The sequence below is a fragment of the Thermosynechococcus sp. M3746_W2019_013 genome (assembly GCF_015296045.1).
GTDB lineage: Bacteria > Cyanobacteriota > Cyanobacteriia > Thermosynechococcales > Thermosynechococcaceae > Thermosynechococcus.
On the sequence record NZ_DVDW01000035.1, the window covers coordinates 1 to 18,073 of the forward strand.

Here is an 18,073-nt window from a genome sequence, read left to right on the forward strand (position 1 = left end):
CGTTTACACCGTGGGCGGCGTAGATTTTCATGATATGCCACAGAATGGGCCTACCACCAATTTCAATCATCGGCTTTGGTTTAAGATGAGTTTCCTCAGAGATGCGGGTGCCTAAGCCACCGGCAAGAATAACAGCTTTCATTATTGATTTGCTTAATCGGTGTAGCATCAATATGCATCAATATGATATAATAGACCCGTTAGTAGAGGGAAGCAAAGGACATCAGCACAAGAATACGACGAGATTTATGACCGACTTATATCCAAGACCTTTCTCGACATGCCGTTGGGCTTGGTCATATCGAACAGAGGCTGTACCAGTGGGCGCACAGAGAGATCAAGCAACTGCTGCGTCTCAATGGGTTTAAGTGTGGAAATCAAGGCTGAATACGCAGCCCAAATTCAATCCCCAGTTCAAACACAGTCGGTCAAGCCATTCAAGTCTCGAAGCGCAATGGCACATTTTCTGGAGCGCTAAGGTCAATCTTGCTGCGTACTGAAACATCTGGGTGCCAATTCTGCAGTACAACTGAGCAATGATAATGATCATACCTTAGAGTTCAAAAACATCGCGTCTTCAATATAGCAATATAGCGCTTCACCTGGACGAACATACCGTAAAGTCGTGCAAGCGGAGCAACTGGCAGAAGAGACACCAAAAGAATACGCTCGAGGATGCTACTCTGCACTCCGTAACCTCTCAAGTTAGCGACAGCACGGTCAAGATCTGAATATTCTCGGTTGCTAGAACATACATTGTGAATTCTCTTATAGAGAAACACCTCTTTAGTTGACTTAATGTTGCACTTCCCTAGGATATAGTACAAGAAATGCGTATCGGCAGCATAGAGTCCCGAGGAAAGGATGTTCATTGCGTCATCGCTTATAATTTTTTTTGGAAAAATCCCGTAGATTGGATTGGCTTTTCCCAAAAAATTAGGCTCTAGTGCGTACTTTAGGCGACGCAATAGTTTACTTCCAGAATAAGTGAAAGTGCCGTTGCTTGCAGGGTGGCTAATTACGTTACCGACTTCATCTATCGTTCGGATACTGCCGAATGCAAGGCAAGAATTTTCAACGGCTATAGGCAAGAGTGCAGCAATCCAATCCCTATCCCATACATCGTCTGCAGCGGCCCACATGAAGTATTCGGCAACTGCTTGATCTAGAACATACTTAAAGTTGGCAGCTGCACCCATGTTGTGCGTTTGGCGGATATACCTTATCCGGCTGTCTTTTGCTGCGTATTCTCGGCAGATGGCCTCGGTCTCGTCCGTTGAGGCATTATCTGAGATGATCAGTTCAAAATCGGTAAAGCTTTGCCCTAACAATGAATTGAGAGCGTCACGAATAAATTTGGCACCGTTATATACTGGCATGCCGATGCTTAGTCGTGGTTTTGGTCGGGTGGGAGCAATGCTTGAGGGATCAAGTAATTTTGGCTGATTGTTCACAATACCCCTAGTCACTGAATAACTTTTCACGCTGTTTTAATTAGTAGGGAGCCTAGGTGGGCTGCACCAGATGTTCAAGTCCATCTACAACCTTGGCTGAGAGAATTTTATCCCCTTGGCGCAGTTGCCGCAGAGTTTCTTCTCCTTCGACAACATAGCCAAAGACAGCATAACGGCCGTCCAAGAGATTTAATCCTGCTGGGGTCAGTTCAGGTTCAAAGAGCAAAAAGAAAAATTGCGACGAACCACCATTGGGATCATCGTTGGGACGCGCTAGGGCAACCGTACCATAGGCGGAAAAGGGCAACACGGGGTGTTCTAGGTAACGACCCGCATCCTCAAGGGTAATGCCATAGAGGGGATACTTATCTCCCTCCACAAGAATTTCTAAGGGAATGGCGCGGTATTGATTGGTCTTGGGATCGATAAAGCCAACCTCTGGTCCCGGTGGATCCCCTGCCTGCAGCACATAGGATTCCTCAGCACGGGTAAAGGGTAGGCCATCGTAGAAGTGGCGTTGTACCAAGTCCACAAAGTTGCCAGCGGTCAGGGGGGCGCTGTAGCCATCGACAACTATTGTGAGCTTGCCTTTGCTAGTTTCCATCTCTACAGTGGCGCGACCCAACAATCGCGGCAAGTGCTCATAGCCTTTGGGAGGGGTGTAGCTAAAGTTTTGCACCATCATGGCCTCCAACTCCCCCACTTTGTCGAGGGCGGCGGCTTTAGCGGGTAAGAGTTGGCTGCGATCTTTGGCTTTGGCGGCTTCCTGAAGCGTATCGAGGGAAGTCTCTAACTCTGCTAAGAGGGTTTTGGCCGCTTCCTGTTTCTCGGCAGGGATCCTCTGGAGGAGTTCATCGGCGCGATCGCGGATAATAGTTTTCGCCTTGCTGATGTTGCTGGCAATTTTTGACCACTGTTTGCCCCGCACCCAAAAAGAGATTTGTTCCAGATCCTTTTGCAGTTCTCGCACCGTTGGATTGTCAATAGGTAAGGCCCAACGGAGCAGGGCTTTGGGATCAGTAATGGCATTCCCTTGGGGCAGGGCAGCAATTAGTGGAGGTTCAACAGGCAGCGCGATCGCCAGCGGCGGCAACAGGAAGGTGCCCAACCAGAGGAGGAGTATCACCAAAAGAGCGAACCAGCGTTTGCGTCGTTTCACCATTTCTTCCCATGACTGTCTCCCCTCAGTGTATCGGACGGGGCGATCGCCCTCCAAGGGGGAGCTTTTCATTTTTCCTTCATTTTCCGCAGCATCCTGTGTTAGGCTGAGAATTATGAAAGGATTATGAAAGATTGCCCACCATGCGGGGTCTGAGTTGGTTGCTGATAGGAATTCTCTTGCTGGGTGGGTGTGGAGTCCCAGCCCCGGAGAATCGCCAAGAAACCCGCCCCACCCAAACCCATAGGGATGAACGCCCCTTAGTGCTGACCACATTTACAGTTCTTGCCGATATGGCGCAGCAGGTGGCGGGCGATCGCCTGCGGGTAGAGTCACTGATTAAACCGGGAGCGGAAGTTCACGGCTATGAATTTACCCCCAGTGACCTGGTGCGGGGACAGGAAGCCGCCCTCATTTTAGAAAATGGCCTTGGCCTCGAGCGGTGGGGCGATCGCTTCTACAACAGCCTACCGAATGTGCCCCGTGTCACGCTCACAAAGGGAATTAGCCCCATTCCCATTCAAGAGGATGCCTACCGAGGACAACCCAACCCCCATGCCTGGATGTCCCCCCAAAATGCCCTGATTTACGTTGAAAACATTCGCAAGGCTCTCACAGACCTCGATCCTGCTGGCGCCGAGATCTATGCCGCCAATGCCAAAGCCTACAAAGCCCAAATTCGCGCCCTTGATCAGGAGCTACGTCAGGCCCTTGCTACCCTTCCTGCCCACAAACGCTACATTGTCACCTGTGAAGGTGCCTTCTCCTACCTGGCGCGAGACTATGACCTGACGGAAGTGTATCTCTGGCCAGTGAATGCCGATCAGGAGGGGACACCCCGCCAAATTACGCGGGTGATTGACATTGTGCGACAGCAACAGATTCCCGCTGTCTTTTGCGAAAGTACCGTCAATGCAAATCCCCAACAACAGGTGGCACGGGAGTCTGGCGCTACATTTGCTGGCATTTTCTATGTGGATTCCCTATCACCCCCTGAGGGGAATGCCCCGACCTACCTTGACCTACTCAAGTACAACATCAACACCCTTATCCGTGGTCTCAGCGGGAGGACAACCCCATGATTTCTAGCCCTGCCATTGACTTACAAGATGTAACGGTGGCCTATCATCGCCATCTTGCCCTCCATGGGGCAACGCTGCAACTGCCCGCCGGCACGATCTGTGGGGTTGTGGGCATGAATGGTGCCGGTAAATCCACCCTTTTCAAGGCCATCATGGGATTTGTCAAGCCCATCCGAGGTCAGGTGCGCATTCATGGATTACCCCGCCAGCAGGTACAACGGCAGTCCCTTGTGGCCTATGTGCCCCAAAGTGAAGATGTGGATTGGCAATTTCCGCTGCGGGTCTGGGATGTGGTGATGATGGGACGCTACGGCAAGATGAACTGGCTGCGCCAACCGAGGGGGCGCGATCGCCAACGGGTACAGGAAAGCCTAGAGCAGGTGGAACTCTGGCCCTTGCGGCAGCGCCAAATTGGCGAACTCTCCGGCGGTCAAAAGAAACGGATGTTTCTTGCTCGGGCCTTTGCCCAAGAAGCACAGGTGTTGCTCTTGGATGAACCCTTTGCAGGTGTGGATGTGAAAACGGAGAAACTGATGATTGCTCTCCTCATGGCAGAGCGGGAGAAAGGGCACACAATTCTCATCTCTACCCACGATCTCTCCTCGATGACTACCTTCTGTGATCAGGTGGTGCTGGTGAACCGCAGTATCCTAGCCTATGGCCGCACCAGTGAAGTATTTACGCCAGAAAATCTAGCGCGCGCCTTCGAGGGATCCCTGAGGATCCCCCGGCGCTGGGACTAACGGCGACGAATCGGCGTACCACAGGGATAGGTGGCTACAGGCGCTTCAGTGGGCAGCTCCTTCACCTTGTGCTGAAGTTGGGCTTGCAGGTAGAGCTGCTGGAGGCGCTCGACCATTTCGCCGCGGCGATCGTAGAGCCGCTTCAGAGGACGGGGTTGACAGCGATTGAGGCAGTAGGCGGTGAGAATGGGGAGGGCGATCGTGCTATCGGTGTAGCAAACGACGGTATCCCGCAACCCTTGGGGATCCACTTTACCCCAACTGACAGCTTCACTGGGCACAGCACCCGACAGGCCACCGGTATCCGGACGGGCATCGGTAATCTGGATAAAGTAATCGTGCCCCCGTTCCTCGAGCCCCAACACTTCGTGGATTTGCGGCTGGGTTTGCAGCAGGAAGTTTTTCGGGCTCCCACCACCAATAATCAAGGCGGCACTTTTGCCTTTGCCCTCAGCGGCTTCACGGGCAAAGTAGGCAATGGCTGCGGTTTCATTGACATCAATGGCAGGGTCAATCATCAGTTTCGACCCTTCGAGGGCGATCGCCGCCACATTCATGCCAATGGAGCTATCCCCCGGGGAGGAGGTGTAAATGGGCACACCGCACTCATAGGCCGTGGCCAACAAACAGGAATGGGGCTGTCCCCGCTGCACCTCCAGTTCGCGCACATAGCGCCCCAAGTGATAGTGAAACTCAGCTGTACCCATGCGGCGTTGGAACGTTTCACTGCGCAGCACCTGCCGCAAAAAGGCATCGGTTTCCAGGAGCACATCGTAGTCAAAGATAATGTCATAAATGCGGATTTTGCTTTCCTTGCGCAGTTGCACATCATCGACAAAAGGATGGGCCGCATAGAGATCCATGCCTAGGGCATAGTGAATATCGTGGTAGAGGTTTGCCCCAGTGCTAATAATGTAATCGACAAAGCCAGCCCGCACTAAAGGCGCTAAGGCTGAGATGCCCAACCCCGTGGGGGTCATCGCCCCTGAGAGGCTCAGGCCAACCGTCACCTCTGGCTGAAACACCCGTTGACTCAGGAGTTGGCAAATTTCCCGTAGCCGTGCTGAGTTATAGGCGGTGAAGTATTTGTCAATAAGTTCTGTTAAGCTGATGTTGTCGGGAATGGGTGCGGGGGTAATGGGGGTAGCAAATGCAGACATCGGTCGTTCCTCGCAAACTAATTCCACAGCAGGCATAGCCACTTAGGCAGGAACATTCCTAACCGCAGCACCATTGAGCCCGCTGAGGGGTGTCTAATTGGTTGAAGTTGTTAAAAACTTGAAGTGCAATAACAGTGATGAACACGCTCAACACTTCTGATCGACCCAGTTCACAAGGGTGTGAACCTCCAGTTGCAGGCCGATCAGTTCATACTCGGTCCTTCGCAATTATCCACAACCGACAGTGCAGGGATGGCTGCTCGCCGTTGGCGCAACCCCATTTCGAGATACCAAGTTGCGATGTTGGGATAGCCCATCAACGTCAATTGTTTCACTGTTGACAAGTCCCATGCCCTTACATTACGAGATCACTATAACACTTCATTACCGAATTTGCCGTGCGCCCCGCCTATTATGCTTTTGCGGCTTGTTTTAGCATCTTCCTCATTCTCTACGCGTTAAGAGGAATCGGTTGGCTGACGATGCTGCCGGGGGGAATTTTCCTAACCCTCGCCCTTGGCAGTTGGTTTACGGGGCTTTGGTCGGTTCTCACATTTTTGAAGCAGCGCTATTAGCCCCTGGAGGCCTTCCCTCTATGGGGCCACCGCCAGTTGAGGGGATTCTAGGGGCAGCGGTTGCAGGGGGACGGTCGTTGACACGCTTGGCAATAGGGCGGTACGAAACTGGGTTGAGTTTCCATGCCAAAACTCAGCAATAAAGGCAGTAGCGTTGTTGGTGACGACATTGACCACAGGATGCAAGCCCAAAAACAGGCCGCCAAAGGTAACCGCTAAATTTGGCAGAGCAATCAAGGCCACATTTTGATAGGTTCGCTCTAGGGCATCGCGGGCAATGGCAATGCCACGGCCAAGGGCAGACCAGTCGCCGTCCAAAAGAACAACCACTTTGGCATTGGGGTCAAAGGTAGGGGGCCGCCAGCGAATCGGTAACCATGTGGGTTCAGGACAGGAACAGGTTTCACCAAAGCTGATCCAGCCGACCCGCCGCCGCTTACCCACCAGATAGGCCTGAAGATCAGGGAGGCGATCGCCCGTGACCTCTGTGGTCCCCTCAAGGGGCCTACCTTGATCTTGAAGCAGATAGATATCAAGGCCAAGCTGTCGCAATTGCTGAATCAGGATGTGGGCCTGTTGAGGCTGGGGAAGACCGGCGCGAGCATCAATCACCAAGCTCTCCAGTTGCGCCAGTTGTTCTAAAGTACCGGCAGTGGGTAGATACACCCCCTGTTGCACCGCGAATACCTGTGCCGAGAGCATCACCGTCCGCAGTGACAGCTGCACACCGCTGCCAAAGTCAAACTGTAGGGGGGCGATCGCTGGTCCGTAGGCACCTGTCGTCAGCCAGAGGGCACCACTCAGGGCAAGCGTTGGCAGCACCGCATGGCGGGCAAATTCTCCCTGTTGGTGGGCAAGGGCACTGTCATAGACCGGTTCAGTGTGCAGCAGATCTGTCATCAAACCAAGGCGCGTTTGCCAACCGCTGCGGATCACCCACAGTTGAACCTGTCCCGTGAGAATTTGACAGCCTGCATAGAGGGCATCGCCGGGGCGGCAGATCCACACCTGTCGGGAGGGTTCAAAATGGGCAGGCTCCACCTCCGCCAATCCAGCCACAACGCGGCCATCCGCAGGCACAACATCCCCGGGCTGCAACCACAGCAGATCCCCAGCTTGCAACTCCTGAGTTTCAATCCTGAGGCAGTGACCTTGACGTTCCACCGTCAGGTGTTCATAGTGAGCCATCAAGACACTGGGATATCGATCCATCTGTTGCCGTCGCTGGCGATCGCGCACATCTGCCCGTGCCCCGGCCAACGTGGTCTTCAATGCAGGCGCTAAGAACTGGCCATTGACGGTATGCAGTACCATCCAAAGGCTATCGAGCAGATCTACATTGGGGGGATGCCCCTGACTCATCTGATGCCCCACCCGCTGAAACCAAGGCCAAGCACTGGCCAAGACCGTAGCCCCAACAACCGCGAAGGGCAATTCCAAGGGCGCACTGAGGAGGGAGACCCCTAAGGCCACCAAGGGCAGCCCCAAGCGTTCCCAATCGGTTTCAAGGCGAGCATCCGCCTCTACCTGTGCTTCGTAGTCTTCAAGGGCGATCGCCTCCGCAGGAGCCGCACTGTCCGGAAAGGGCTGCGGCACGGCCACCATTGCCTGTTCAAAACACTGCTTCAAACGTTCATAGACTGCCGCCTCATCGAGCAAATGGGGCTGATACTGCACCACCACTGTCGCCGCCTGCGGATTGAGACGCACCTGCTCAACAATCGCCAAAGACTCCAGCAACTGCACCAATAACTTTCCATAGGCAGGATCCCGTTGCACACGCGGCACTCGAAAGCGCACCCGCCCTGTTGTGGCATGAACAATTTGCTGTTCCATAACAACTTGACAAAACAAAGTCATAACGACTACGCTTTAGAAAGCAACATTATGTAGAGGATTCCACCATGCTACCCAACCGTGAAGGCCAACGTGTTCCTGAAGTTACCTTTCGCACCCGCGAAGGCGATCAATGGGTCAATGTGACCACCAATGATCTGTTCAATGGCAAAACAGTTGTCGTGTTTGCTTTGCCGGGTGCCTTCACGCCCACCTGTTCTTCAACCCATCTCCCCGGCTACAACGAATTGGCACCTCTGTTTCGTGAATGTGGCGTGGATGATATCCTCTGCATTTCTGTCAATGATGCTTTTGTCATGAATGAGTGGAGCAAAACCCAGCAGGCAGAGAATGTGCGTCTGATTCCCGATGGGAATGGTGAATTTACCGCCGGCATGGGAATGCTCGTGGATAAGGAAGACCTTGGTTTTGGTCAACGCTCTTGGCGTTATTCAATGCTGGTGAAGGATGGCATCATTGAGAAAATGTTCATTGAACCGGAAGAACCCGGCGACCCCTTTAAGGTCTCGGATGCGGAAACGATGCTCTGCTACCTCAACCCCAGCTACAAGCGGCAATGGGTCTCCCTGTTTACGAAGCGGGGCTGTCCCCACTGCGCCAACGCCAAAACGATGCTTGCGGCAAAGGGCATTCACTACGATGAGATTGTCATCGGTGAGGGGGCTAGCCTGCGATCGCTCCAAGCCATTACCGGCGCAACCACAGTTCCCCAAGTCTTTATTGATGGCAAATATATTGGCGGTTCTGAGGCGCTGGCGGAATACTTGGCCACCGATTGTTAAGGATTTTGGCTAAAGCAGCGGCAGGCAAGGATTTTACCCAAAATGGAGAATGAACTGCCTGCATCCCCGCCATCTATGACAAAGCCCCGCTTTTTCCTCTGCCTGCTGTTTACTTTTTTGCTAGTGGCGGGGCAGACACCGTGGCCTCTAATGGCGCAAGATGCCCAAGCCCCCCCAGCCCCGGCTGAGATTCAGGAATACGCAGTTACCCTCGATGGCGAAGTTTTGTTTGAGGTGCGCGAAGGGGTTGGTTCCTTTACCCCCGAGGAGCGGGCAGCAGCGATTCAACACCGTATCCGACAAGTGGCAGAGGATGAAGATATCCCCGTTGACAGCATTACCATCAAAAGAGGGGGCGATCGCGATAATGTTACGGTTGTTCAAGGAAACCGCCCCCTCATTACCATTACAAAAGCGGATGTTGACAATCGCCTAGAAAGTCAAGAAGAAGTAGCGATTGAACTGGCCCAGCACATTCGTGAGGCCATTACCCGTTATCGCCAAGATCGGGTTCCCCAAAACCTGCTCAAAAATACTATTTTTGCGGTTTTAGCAACGATTCTTACGCTGATGCTCTATTCGGTGGTGGTTCGCATCTCTGGTAAGATTTTCCCACCGGTGAGCCGCTGGGGTGGGGAGCGGATTCCCCCCTTGCGCCTGCAAAATTTTGAGATTATTTCTCAGGAAAAGGTTGAGCGTTGGCTATTGCGGATATTGCAGTTGAGCCGACTAGCGCTGCTGTTGTTTATTCTCTATCTGTACCTGACGTTTGTTTTTAATCTCTTTCCTTGGACGCGCACCTTTGGCAAGAATTTTCTCAATCACTTCTTGGGTTCCCTTGAATTTATTCTCACGAGTATTGGGAACTATCTCCCTAATTTGGTGGCGATCGCCATCATTGTTGCCATCACCTATTACCTCTTGAAAGGGGTGCGGGCAATTTTTAGCGCGATTGAAAGTGAACGCCTCGTCATCCCCGGTTTCTATACCGATTGGGCAAAACCCACCTATAACTTACTGCAAATTTTAATTATTGCCTTGGCGGCAGTCGTTGTCTTTCCCTACTTACCCGGCTTTGATTCCCCAGCCTTCCGAGGTATTTCTGTGTTTTTGGGGATTCTCTTTTCCTTGGGTTCCACCTCGGCGATCGCCAACGTGGTGGGCGGCGTCATTCTCATCTATACTCGCTCCTTTCAGGTGGGCGACCTCATCCAAATCGGCGATGTCAAGGGGATTGTGGTACAAAAAACACTCCTTGTCACCCGCATTTGTGCCTTCAACAATCAAGTGATTACAGTCCCCAACTCATCACTGCTCAACAACACGGTCATCAATTATGCTGTGGCCATTCGGGAAATGGGTCAGCCCCTGATTGTGCAAACCACGATTACCCTTGGCTATGATGTCCCTTGGCGCGATGTTTATAAGGTCATGATTGAGGCGGGCCGCCGCACCGCCAACATCCTTGACGATCCTCCCCCCTTTGTTCTGCAAACTGCCCTAAATGACTACCACATCGCCTATGAGCTGAATGTTTACACCCGTAACTGGCAGGAGCTGCGCTATACCCTTTCTGAATTGCATCAAAACCTCCAAGATGCCTGCAATGAAGCAGGTATTGAAATCATGTCGCCGAGCTATTTAGCACTGCGGGATGGCAACACCAGCACGATTCCCAGCACCTACTTAGGGGACGACTATCTTCCCCCCGGATTCCGCATTAGGCTACCCAAATAGCACCAGGTGGCTGCTAGAGTGGGCCTAAGCAATGTTTGGAGCAGCGGCTCATGAGTCTTCTTGGCAATCTCATTTGGTTGATCTTTGGCGGCTTCCTCACGGGCATTGGCTATATGCTTGGCGGTGTGACGCTGTGCCTGACGATCATTGGCATCCCCTTTGGGATTAAAGCCATTCAACTGGGTTGGAGTACGCTCCTCCCCTTTGGCAAGCACATTGTTGAGGCGCCTGATGCCAATAGCACTCTAACGATGATCTTTAATATTCTGTGGCTTTTGGTCGTGGGCTGGGGCATTGCCCTGAATCACCTCTTTTGGGGGTTGCTCTTGGCGGTGACCATTATTGGCCTACCCTTTGCGCAGCAGCACTTCAAACTCATGATTTTAGGATTACTGCCCTTTGGCCGCGAGTTGAGGTGAGTGTGAATCGTTGGGGGCTAGGGTGCCCCCTCGATACTTAGTCTAAAGTCCTACTTGAGGATGCCAAAGTAGTAGGCGGCAACCAAGAAATTAATGGCTAACAGTAGCACAGCCCAGAAGGTGCGGAAAGCGTAGGTGGGTTTTGCAGATTTTGTTGCCATAGTTGACATCCTCGTGATAGAAAACAGTAACTTTATTATATGCCGATAGTCTCCTGTCCGCGGAGGGAGACGTGATATACTGCCAATCAAACCTAGTTACGAGCTAGACTGCCCAGGGTCTGGAAAGTTAAAAAACAATCCAAAGCCCAAGGTCAGCCTAAAAGTTGCTAGAGTATATTTTTAAGGTTGCTGATTCGCGATAAGGGTTCTGCTTATGTCTAGTGCATTGTCCGTTACAGATGCCACCTTTGAACAAGAAGTATTAAATAGCGATATTCCTGTGTTAGTGGATTTCTGGGCACCTTGGTGTGGGCCGTGCCGCATGGTGGCACCCGTCGTTGATGAAATCGCCAATGAGTATCAGGGCAGAGTCAAGGTCGTCAAGGTCAATACTGACGAAAACTCTAAGGTGGCGACTGACTTTGGCATTCGCAGTATCCCGACGCTGATGATTTTTAAGGGTGGCCAAAAGGTGGATATTTTAGTAGGCGCGGTGCCAAAAACCAAAATTGAGGCGACTCTTGCCCAGTTCCTGTAGGTTGAATTAGGTTGAATTTACCCCTACAGCCATGGTTCCTGCTGAGCCAGCGATCCTCATTCATGTCAATGGCACTCCTCACACCTTGAGGCGATCGCTCTCGATTCCAGAACTCTGCAACCTACTGAATATTCACCCCCGCCTGGTTGCCATTGAATACAATGGTGAGATTTTACATCGGCAGTTTTGGGAAACGACCTATGTACAGGCGGGCGATCGCTTGGAAATTGTCACAATTGTCGGTGGCGGCTGATGCGCTGGTGGCGATGGCCTCTGATTGCGCTGCTGGTTTATCTGTGCACCCTTAGCCTTGGAAGCTGTGCTGGGCTGATTACGCCCCGTGGCAACCAATTGGTGACCGCCGTCACCTCAGACCCGAAAACCTTTAACTATGCCCTGAGCCAAGAATCCCCCAATGTCTTTGGCTATCTCTACACAGGGTTAATTCAAGAAAATGGCTTCACGGGTGAACTAGAGCCTGCCCTTGCTGAGTCTTGGGAAATTAAGCCGGAAACCCTCGAGATTGTCTTTCGACTCAGGCCGAATCTGAAATGGTCGGATGGTGTGCCCCTCACCAGTGAGGATGTGGTTTTTACCTACAATGAAATCTACTTCAATCCTGAGATTCCCACCAGTAGCCGCGATATTCTCCGCATTGGCCAGAAGGGGCTGCTGCCGGCAGTGACCGCCCAAGGCGATCGCCAAGTCACCTTTAAGCTCCCGGAACCCTTTGCTCCTTTTTTACGCAATGCTGGATTGCCGATTTTGCCCGCCCATCTGCTGCGGGAAGCGGTACGACAGCGGGATAGCCAAGGGCGGTTGAAGTTCCTGTCTATGTGGGGCACAGACACCGACCCGCGGCAAATTGTCGGCAATGGCCCTTTTGTCATGGATCGCTATGTGAATGGCCAGCGGTTGATTTTTCGCCGCAATCCCTTCTATTGGCGATCGCCGCTGCCCCATCTGGAACGCTTTATTTGGCAAATTGTGGAATCCACCGACACCGCCATGCTGCAGTTTCGCTCAGGCGGCCTGGATTTATTTGCCGTCACCCCTGAGATGTTTGCCCTTTTGAAACGCGAGGAAAAGCGCGGCCAGTTCACCATCTACAATAGTGGGCCAAGTCCCAACACCCTCTTCCTTTGCTTTAATCTCAATCGCGGTCGGCGCAACGGCAAGCCGCTGGTGGATCCCGTGAAGTCCGAGTGGTTTAATGATGTGCGGTTCCGTCAGGCAGTGGCCTATGCCCTCGATCGCCAGCGGATGATTAACAACATCTACCAAGGTCTAGGGGCGCCCCAACATTCAACGATTCCCGTCCAAAGTCCCTTTTACTTCTCGCCGGCACAGGGGCTGCCCACCTACAGTTACGATGTGGCCAAAGCCAAGGCATTACTCCAAGCGGCAGGCTTCCGCTACGACGATCAAGGTCGCCTCTTTGACGCCAAGGGGAACCGCGTCCGCTTTTCCCTGATAACTAATGCGGGCAACAAAATCCGTGAGGCAATAGCAACGCAAATTCAGCAGGACTTAGGGGCGATCGGCATGCAGGTGGATCTGCAATTTTTGGCCTTTGGTACCCTCGTAGATCGCCTCTCCAATTCCCTAGAGTGGGAAGCCCATATCCTCGGCTTTACCGGGGGGGGCAATGAACCCAATAGCGGGGCCAATATCTGGCGCGTGGATGGCCTTTTGCATACATTCAATCAGCAACCGTCACCGAATCAACCACCCATTACGGGGCGAGTCGTCGCTGACTGGGAGCAGCGCATCAGTGATCTGTATGTCCAAGGCGCCCAGGAGCTAAATCTAGAACGACGCAAGCAAATCTATGCTGAAGCCCAACGCCTGGCTCAGGAATATCTCCCCTTTATCTACCTGGTGAATCCCCTCTCCCTCACCGCTTTTCGCAATCATGTCATTGGCGCGAATCCCACCGCCCTGGGGGGTGCCCTGTGGAATCTCGATGAACTGAAAGTGGCAATGGCGGCAGCGGATTAGGCCCCTTCAGAGTCAGGTTCTCTAGGGCTTGCCTCGCTGTCTGTGGCTAACTGTACTTTGGCCTGTTGCCAGAGGACTTCTAGTTCTTCTAGGGTGTAAGTCTCCAGGGGGCGATCAATAGCCGCCTCAATGCACGCCAAGCGTTGAATAAAGCGTTGATAGGTTTGTTGCAGGGCATTAACAGGATCCAGTTGGCACCAGCGGGCGAGGTTAATCACACTAAAGAGGAGGTCTCCCAATTCCGCAGTCTGTTGCTCAGCATTCCCTTGCAAAAGCGCCTCCTGAAACTCCGCCAGTTCCTCGTAAAATTTCTCCCATGCACCGCTAATAGTCGGCCAGTCTAGGCCAGCGCGACTCGCTCGCTCACCAATTTTCATCCCTGCCATCAGGGGTGGGAGGGTACGGGCATAGTGTTGCAGCTTTTGACTCAGGGGGAGGGGATCTTCGCTACCTTTTTCAGCCGCTTTGATTTGCTCCCATTGGTCACGCACCTCTTGAGCAGTGGTGAGTGCTACTTCACCAAAGACATGGGGATGGCGACGGATCAGTTTCTCGGTAATTCCTTGAAGGACTTGAGCAAGGGTAAATTGGCCGGCTTCTTGGGCAAGTTGGCTCTGGAGAACAACTTGAAGCAACAGGTCTCCCAATTCTTCGGCGATCGCCGCCGCATTTCCCTCCTGCAGGGCATGTACCACTTCATAGGCTTCCTCAAGAACATAGGGAAGGAGACTGGTTGGGGTTTGCTGCAAATCCCAAGGACAGCCTCGCTCTGGATGGCGCAGCTCTCGAACCACATCAATCAGGCGTTGAAATTGCGTCAAGGCCTCTGGCAAGGGGGGTGGCACATAGAGCTGTAAAGGACAGTTGGCATCGGTGAGCTCCGCCAATTCCCCAAGGGTCAGGGGGATACTCTGGTGTTGGGCATCAATCAGCGTTAAGGGCGTCTCCAAGGGCCAATGGCGGCGCAACTGCTGTGCCAAACGGTGGGCGATCGCCAGCGTCGGAATCTCCGTAATCAAGCCGCCCTGAGGCAATTGAATCGCTTCTGTCAAAACAGTTGTGGCAGGCAAGACAGTGAGGGGCATGGCCATAGGCGGAATGACTGGACGCTGCATGACTATTGCTTGCCTATCATCGCCAATTTTCTGGCCCCAGTGCTAGGGGTCTCCCCCGTCTTAACCACATGGCTAGCTGGACTGGATCGATCACCAAAGGCAGGATTGAAGGTTTTTTGCCCCATTTTGCTCTGGTCAGCGGTGGGAGTATGTCACACTAAATGTAACAAAACATTTCGTAGGTTGAACATGGCCGATTTTCTCTTGCGAGCAACTGCTGCGGCCGAAGGCATCCGTGCCGTCGGTGTCATTACCACTCAACTCACTGATGAAGCCCGCAAACGTCACCAACTGTCCTACGTGGCCACAGCGGCGCTGGGACGAACCATGGCCGCAGGCTTAATCCTTGCCTCCAGTTTCAAGCAGCCCCAAGCACGGGTGAACGTGCGCATTCAGGGCAACGGTCCCCTAGGAACCATTTTTGCCGATGCCGGTGCCGATGGCACAGTTCGCGGCTATGTGCAGTACCCTAGTGTTGAACTGCCCCCCAATGCCAAGGGCAAATTGGATGTGGGGGCGGCGGTGGGCCATCGGGGATATCTCTACGTCATCCACGATCTTGGCTACGGCTACCCCTATTCCAGCACAGTGGAGCTAGTCTCCGGCGAAATTGCTGAAGATATCACCTACTACCTCGCCACCTCAGAGCAAACCCCCTCCGCCCTGATATTGGGTGTTTTTGTCGAAGAGGCGGGGGTAACTGCCGCCGGTGGGTTGATGTTACAGGTGCTACCCAAAGCCGCCAATGATGAACACCTGATCGCGACCCTCGAACAACGGGTGGCCAATCTTAAGGGCTTTACCCCACTGCTACAGGCAGGGCGGACACTGCCAGAGATCTTTCAGGAACTCTTAGGGGATATGGATTTGCACATCTTACCCCAACGGCAAATGGTGCGCTTTCACTGTGGCTGTTCCCACGAACGGATGTTAGGGGCACTCAAGCTCCTAGGGGAGGCAGAATTAAGAGATATCCTAGCCACAGAGGCAAAGGCAGAAGCCACCTGTCAGTTCTGTAACGCTGTCTATTGGGCGGATCAGCCGATGTTAGAGCAGTTAATTGCCGAGTTGGCCACTGCCTCAGTTTAGCCGTTGCCCTGAGGAGCTTGCCGGATGTCCAGTGTAGTTACAACTGCCCAACCTCCGTTGCATTTTCTCCCCCAGCGGTTTAGCTACCCCGTCTGGTGGACAGTGGCAAGACTCCTGCCCCTCTATATTCGGTATGGTCTTGGGCTCCAGCGGGTTGAAGGGGTAAATGTAGAGACCCTTGCCCGTTATTACCAGCAGTTTCAGCAGGGACAGGTACGGCTCCTCATTGCCTTTCGCCATCCCTGTACGGATGATCCGTTGGTCATGGGCTATTTGATGTGGCATCTCCTGCCGCAAACAGCACGGCGGCTGGGCATTCGCTTGCGTCCCCCCACAAATGGGTATTTTCTCTACGATCGCGGGATTCCCCTCTGGGCAGGGGCCCAGATTGGTTGGCTCTTTTCACGGTTGGGGGGGATTTCAATCATGCGCGGTAAGCTCGACAGCCAAGCCCTGCGATCGGCGCGGGAGTTACTTGTAGGGGGACGATTTCCCCTAGCGGCAGCGCCGGAGGGAGCAACGAATGAACACAACGAACTGGTCGCACCTTTAGAGCCGGGGGTGGCACAATTGGGATTTTGGTGTCTGGAAGATTTGGCTAAGGCGGGGCGATCGCTGCCTGTGGTCATTCTGCCCATCGGCATTCAGTACAGCCTCAGTCAGCCCTCTTGGGAGCGCATGGCAAAGCTAATGGCACAACTGGAGAACCGCCTTGGGTGCCCTACAGATTCTCAGCATACCCAGCCAGACGACCTCTACCGCCGCCTGCTGAATTTAGCAATGCACCTTTTGGACCGCCTAGAGGCCTTTTATGCTACCTCCTATGGTCAAGATTTTCCCGAACTGCCCCCCTTTGACTCCCCCAATGCTAAATTGGCAGCACGAATTCAGCGACTCCTCAACAGTGCCCTTGTGGTGGCGGAGTCCTACTTTGGTCTTAAGCCCAGTGCAGATTTTGTCAGTCGCTGCCGACGCATTGAGCAGGCTGCTTGGGAACGGATGTTTCGCAGTGATTTGGCACAACTTTCTAGTGTAGAGCGCTGCTTAGCCGATTGGTTGGCCGAGGAAGCCAATGTGCGATTGCGTCATATGCGTCTTGCGGAGCGATTTACCTCAATTACGGGTAGCTATATCCGCGAGAAATTCACGATTAATCGCTTTGCAGATGTAGTGCTGATTCTCTGGCGCACGTTGGATTGGCTAGAGGGAAAAAGCCCGAATCTGAATCGCTTGGTGGGTTTGCGGCAGGTGCGCCTGAGTGTCGGAGAGCCTCTCGATTTAGAGAGCTATTGGCCTCTGTATCGGCGCGATCGCCAGGGGGCACGGCAAGCCGTGAAGGAAGTGACTGATCAGATTCGCCAGCAATTTGAAGCCTTAATTGTGCCTACGGAAGCTTAGGGGGATTCAAGTTTGAGGTCTCAGCAAAACACAGGAGCGATCGCCCCTGTTGGAGCTTTGGAGCTGCTGCAGTCTGCTAAAGAGATCACTGGTCAGTTGTTAGGCAGCACTTTTTGGGCAGCTGGCATCGTCATTGCCAGTACTCAAGGGAGCACCAATGATACCTTGACCTCACTTCCCCACTGCGGGTAGGGCTGAGCATCATCGAGTAAAATTGGCAGAATCTGGATTGCTTGTTCACAGTGCTGGGCCGCTTGAAGGGCCAAGCGAGCCAACCCCGGCTTGAGGGTCTAGCAATCCCGAAAGATATTCCCCTCAGGGAACACCGCCCAGGCTTGCCTCTACCGCAGAAGTTCCACACCCCTACGCAACGCACTCAGCGAAGGCGCTTGGGCATTGACGGGAAAACCGCCACACTGACCAATCACCCCGCCCTGCAGTCCCAACATCTCATCGTGGGAGACCATGGAGTAGAGGTCGCGCCCACTCACCCGCCGCCCAGTAACATAGGGAATAATCAGCGCATCCCAGCGGGAACGATGGTTGGGGATCAAGATCACTGGACCACTTTTGGGCAGCTGCTCCTGCCCTTGCACCCGAAGGGTACGAATATAGCGCCGCAGGCCAAAATCCCCCACCAGACGGTCCATCAGAGGAGTGAGGAGAGCAGACTTGACAGAATCTTGCATCTGGCCTGAAGCGTGACCCGGCTGTAACACACAAAGACTAACCTAGGGAGATCGTCCCCCTCTTGCCAGGGAGGGCTAAGCAGTTCGCAAATTGGCAAGTCAATTGGCAAACCA

General features: G+C 53.3%; 19 protein-coding genes. 11 read left to right on the forward strand and 8 right to left on the reverse strand.

The annotated features are described in order from the left end of the window. The 3 genes from IGQ16_RS06840 to IGQ16_RS06850 all read right to left on the reverse strand — a co-directional run. A partial coding sequence (locus IGQ16_RS06840; protein WP_297060806.1) for a sugar phosphate nucleotidyltransferase occupies positions 1 to 142 on the reverse strand: 142 nt, incomplete at its 3' end. A 418-nt stretch (positions 143 to 560) separates the two neighbouring features. Continuing rightward, positions 561 to 1,454, reverse strand: coding sequence for a glycosyltransferase family 2 protein (locus tag IGQ16_RS06845; protein ID WP_297060717.1), 894 nt, complete (start codon positions 1,452 to 1,454; stop codon positions 561 to 563). A 52-nt stretch (positions 1,455 to 1,506) separates the two neighbouring features. Next, positions 1,507 to 2,685 carry a peptidylprolyl isomerase gene (locus tag IGQ16_RS06850; RefSeq protein ID WP_297060719.1) on the reverse strand — a complete coding sequence of 393 codons (1,179 nt, stop codon included), beginning with the start codon at positions 2,683 to 2,685 and terminating at the stop codon, positions 1,507 to 1,509. Positions 2,686 to 2,756: 71 nt separating this feature from the next. On the opposite strand from IGQ16_RS06850, the gene IGQ16_RS06855 reads away from it, so the two are divergent. Beyond that, complete coding sequence (locus tag IGQ16_RS06855; protein ID WP_024125737.1) at positions 2,757 to 3,695, forward strand: metal ABC transporter substrate-binding protein; 939 nt, start codon at positions 2,757 to 2,759, stop codon at positions 3,693 to 3,695. Continuing rightward, positions 3,692 to 4,438: a metal ABC transporter ATP-binding protein gene (locus tag IGQ16_RS06860; RefSeq protein WP_024125736.1), complete on the forward strand. Its 747-nt coding sequence runs from the start codon at positions 3,692 to 3,694 to the stop codon at positions 4,436 to 4,438. The genes IGQ16_RS06855 and IGQ16_RS06860 overlap by 4 nt, the downstream gene beginning before the upstream one ends. Here IGQ16_RS06860 and speY read toward each other — a convergent pair. Then, on the reverse strand, positions 4,435 to 5,598 hold the full coding sequence (speY, locus tag IGQ16_RS06865) for a deoxyhypusine synthase (RefSeq protein WP_297060720.1): 1,164 nt from the start codon (positions 5,596 to 5,598) through the stop codon (positions 4,435 to 4,437). The genes IGQ16_RS06860 and speY overlap by 4 nt on opposite strands. 398 nt (positions 5,599 to 5,996) lie before the next feature. On the opposite strand from speY, the gene IGQ16_RS06870 reads away from it, so the two are divergent. Continuing rightward, complete coding sequence (locus IGQ16_RS06870) at positions 5,997 to 6,173, forward strand: hypothetical protein (protein ID WP_024125734.1); 177 nt, start codon at positions 5,997 to 5,999, stop codon at positions 6,171 to 6,173. An 18-nt stretch (positions 6,174 to 6,191) separates the two neighbouring features. Here IGQ16_RS06870 and IGQ16_RS06875 read toward each other — a convergent pair whose 3' ends face one another. Next, positions 6,192 to 8,009 carry an HMA2 domain-containing protein gene (locus tag IGQ16_RS06875; RefSeq protein WP_297060721.1) on the reverse strand — a complete coding sequence of 606 codons (1,818 nt, stop codon included), beginning with the start codon at positions 8,007 to 8,009 and terminating at the stop codon, positions 6,192 to 6,194. Between the two features lie 68 nt (positions 8,010 to 8,077). Here IGQ16_RS06875 and IGQ16_RS06880 point away from each other — a divergent pair, with 68 nt between their 5' ends. The 3 genes from IGQ16_RS06880 to IGQ16_RS06890 all read left to right on the forward strand — a co-directional run bounded on the left by IGQ16_RS06880 (position 8,078) and on the right by IGQ16_RS06890 (position 10,968). Then, entirely contained in the window at positions 8,078 to 8,812 is a 735-nt protein-coding gene (locus IGQ16_RS06880; protein ID WP_297060723.1) for a glutathione peroxidase, read from the forward strand. A gap of 75 nt (positions 8,813 to 8,887) precedes the next feature. Then, positions 8,888 to 10,549: a mechanosensitive ion channel family protein gene (locus tag IGQ16_RS06885; protein WP_051372849.1), complete on the forward strand. Its 1,662-nt coding sequence runs from the start codon at positions 8,888 to 8,890 to the stop codon at positions 10,547 to 10,549. 50 nt (positions 10,550 to 10,599) lie between these two features. Further along, complete coding sequence (locus tag IGQ16_RS06890) at positions 10,600 to 10,968, forward strand: YccF domain-containing protein (protein ID WP_297060726.1); 369 nt, start codon at positions 10,600 to 10,602, stop codon at positions 10,966 to 10,968. Between the two features lie 50 nt (positions 10,969 to 11,018). On the opposite strand, the gene psaX is transcribed toward IGQ16_RS06890, so the two are convergent. Further along, positions 11,019 to 11,129, reverse strand: coding sequence for a photosystem I protein PsaX (gene psaX / locus IGQ16_RS06895; RefSeq protein WP_081711791.1), 111 nt, complete (start codon positions 11,127 to 11,129; stop codon positions 11,019 to 11,021). Positions 11,130 to 11,343: 214 nt separating this feature from the next. On the opposite strand from psaX, the gene trxA reads away from it, so the two are divergent. The 3 genes from trxA to IGQ16_RS06910 are packed head-to-tail and all read left to right on the forward strand — an operon-like array spanning position 11,344 to position 13,668. Next, on the forward strand, positions 11,344 to 11,667 hold the full coding sequence (gene trxA, locus IGQ16_RS06900; protein ID WP_024125729.1) for a thioredoxin: 324 nt from the start codon (positions 11,344 to 11,346) through the stop codon (positions 11,665 to 11,667). Between the two features lie 31 nt (positions 11,668 to 11,698). Beyond that, entirely contained in the window at positions 11,699 to 11,920 is a 222-nt protein-coding gene (gene thiS, locus IGQ16_RS06905) for a sulfur carrier protein ThiS (protein WP_024125728.1), read from the forward strand. Next, positions 11,920 to 13,668, forward strand: coding sequence for an ABC transporter substrate-binding protein (locus IGQ16_RS06910; protein WP_297060728.1), 1,749 nt, complete (start codon positions 11,920 to 11,922; stop codon positions 13,666 to 13,668). Before thiS ends, IGQ16_RS06910 begins: the two co-directional genes overlap by 1 nt. Here the strand turns inward: IGQ16_RS06910 and mazG are convergent. Continuing rightward, positions 13,665 to 14,783, reverse strand: a complete 1,119-nt coding sequence (gene mazG, locus IGQ16_RS06915) for a nucleoside triphosphate pyrophosphohydrolase (RefSeq protein ID WP_367116117.1) — start codon at positions 14,781 to 14,783, stop codon at positions 13,665 to 13,667. The genes IGQ16_RS06910 and mazG overlap by 4 nt on opposite strands. Positions 14,784 to 14,972: 189 nt before the next feature. Between mazG and hslO the strand changes: the two genes are divergently transcribed. Together hslO and IGQ16_RS06925 are read left to right on the forward strand one after the other, a co-directional pair. After that, a complete protein-coding gene (gene hslO / locus IGQ16_RS06920; RefSeq protein ID WP_024125725.1) occupies positions 14,973 to 15,872 on the forward strand; it encodes an Hsp33 family molecular chaperone HslO in 900 nt (299 codons plus the stop codon). Positions 15,873 to 15,896: 24 nt separating this feature from the next. Continuing rightward, positions 15,897 to 17,270, forward strand: a complete 1,374-nt coding sequence (locus tag IGQ16_RS06925; protein ID WP_024125724.1) for a 1-acyl-sn-glycerol-3-phosphate acyltransferase — start codon at positions 15,897 to 15,899, stop codon at positions 17,268 to 17,270. Between the two features lie 341 nt (positions 17,271 to 17,611). On the opposite strand, the gene IGQ16_RS06930 is transcribed toward IGQ16_RS06925, so the two are convergent. After that, positions 17,612 to 17,959, reverse strand: a complete 348-nt coding sequence (locus IGQ16_RS06930) for a 1-acyl-sn-glycerol-3-phosphate acyltransferase (protein WP_297060730.1) — start codon at positions 17,957 to 17,959, stop codon at positions 17,612 to 17,614. Positions 17,960 to 18,073 lie beyond the last annotated feature (114 nt).

Bases quoted from the DNA above. Each gene is read 5' to 3' on its own strand.
- IGQ16_RS06910 (WP_297060728.1), top strand. From the start codon at position 11,920: ATGCGCTGGTGGCGATGGCCTCTGATTGCGCTGCTGGTTTATCTGTGC.
- trxA (WP_024125729.1), top strand. From the start codon at position 11,344: ATGTCTAGTGCATTGTCCGTTACAGATGCCACCTTTGAACAAGAAGTA.
- IGQ16_RS06885 (WP_051372849.1), top strand. From the start codon at position 8,888: ATGACAAAGCCCCGCTTTTTCCTCTGCCTGCTGTTTACTTTTTTGCTA.
- IGQ16_RS06925 (WP_024125724.1), top strand. From the start codon at position 15,897: ATGTCCAGTGTAGTTACAACTGCCCAACCTCCGTTGCATTTTCTCCCC.
- thiS (WP_024125728.1), top strand. From the start codon at position 11,699: ATGGTTCCTGCTGAGCCAGCGATCCTCATTCATGTCAATGGCACTCCT.
- IGQ16_RS06850 (WP_297060719.1), bottom strand. From the start codon at position 2,685: ATGAAAAGCTCCCCCTTGGAGGGCGATCGCCCCGTCCGATACACTGAG.
- IGQ16_RS06875 (WP_297060721.1), bottom strand. From the start codon at position 8,009: ATGGAACAGCAAATTGTTCATGCCACAACAGGGCGGGTGCGCTTTCGA.
- psaX (WP_081711791.1), bottom strand. From the start codon at position 11,129: ATGGCAACAAAATCTGCAAAACCCACCTACGCTTTCCGCACCTTCTGG.
- hslO (WP_024125725.1), top strand. From the start codon at position 14,973: ATGGCCGATTTTCTCTTGCGAGCAACTGCTGCGGCCGAAGGCATCCGT.
- speY (WP_297060720.1), bottom strand. From the start codon at position 5,598: ATGTCTGCATTTGCTACCCCCATTACCCCCGCACCCATTCCCGACAAC.
- IGQ16_RS06930 (WP_297060730.1), bottom strand. From the start codon at position 17,959: ATGCAAGATTCTGTCAAGTCTGCTCTCCTCACTCCTCTGATGGACCGT.
- IGQ16_RS06860 (WP_024125736.1), top strand. From the start codon at position 3,692: ATGATTTCTAGCCCTGCCATTGACTTACAAGATGTAACGGTGGCCTAT.
- IGQ16_RS06855 (WP_024125737.1), top strand. From the start codon at position 2,757: ATGCGGGGTCTGAGTTGGTTGCTGATAGGAATTCTCTTGCTGGGTGGG.
- IGQ16_RS06890 (WP_297060726.1), top strand. From the start codon at position 10,600: ATGAGTCTTCTTGGCAATCTCATTTGGTTGATCTTTGGCGGCTTCCTC.
- mazG (WP_367116117.1), bottom strand. From the start codon at position 14,783: ATGCAGCGTCCAGTCATTCCGCCTATGGCCATGCCCCTCACTGTCTTG.
- IGQ16_RS06880 (WP_297060723.1), top strand. From the start codon at position 8,078: ATGCTACCCAACCGTGAAGGCCAACGTGTTCCTGAAGTTACCTTTCGC.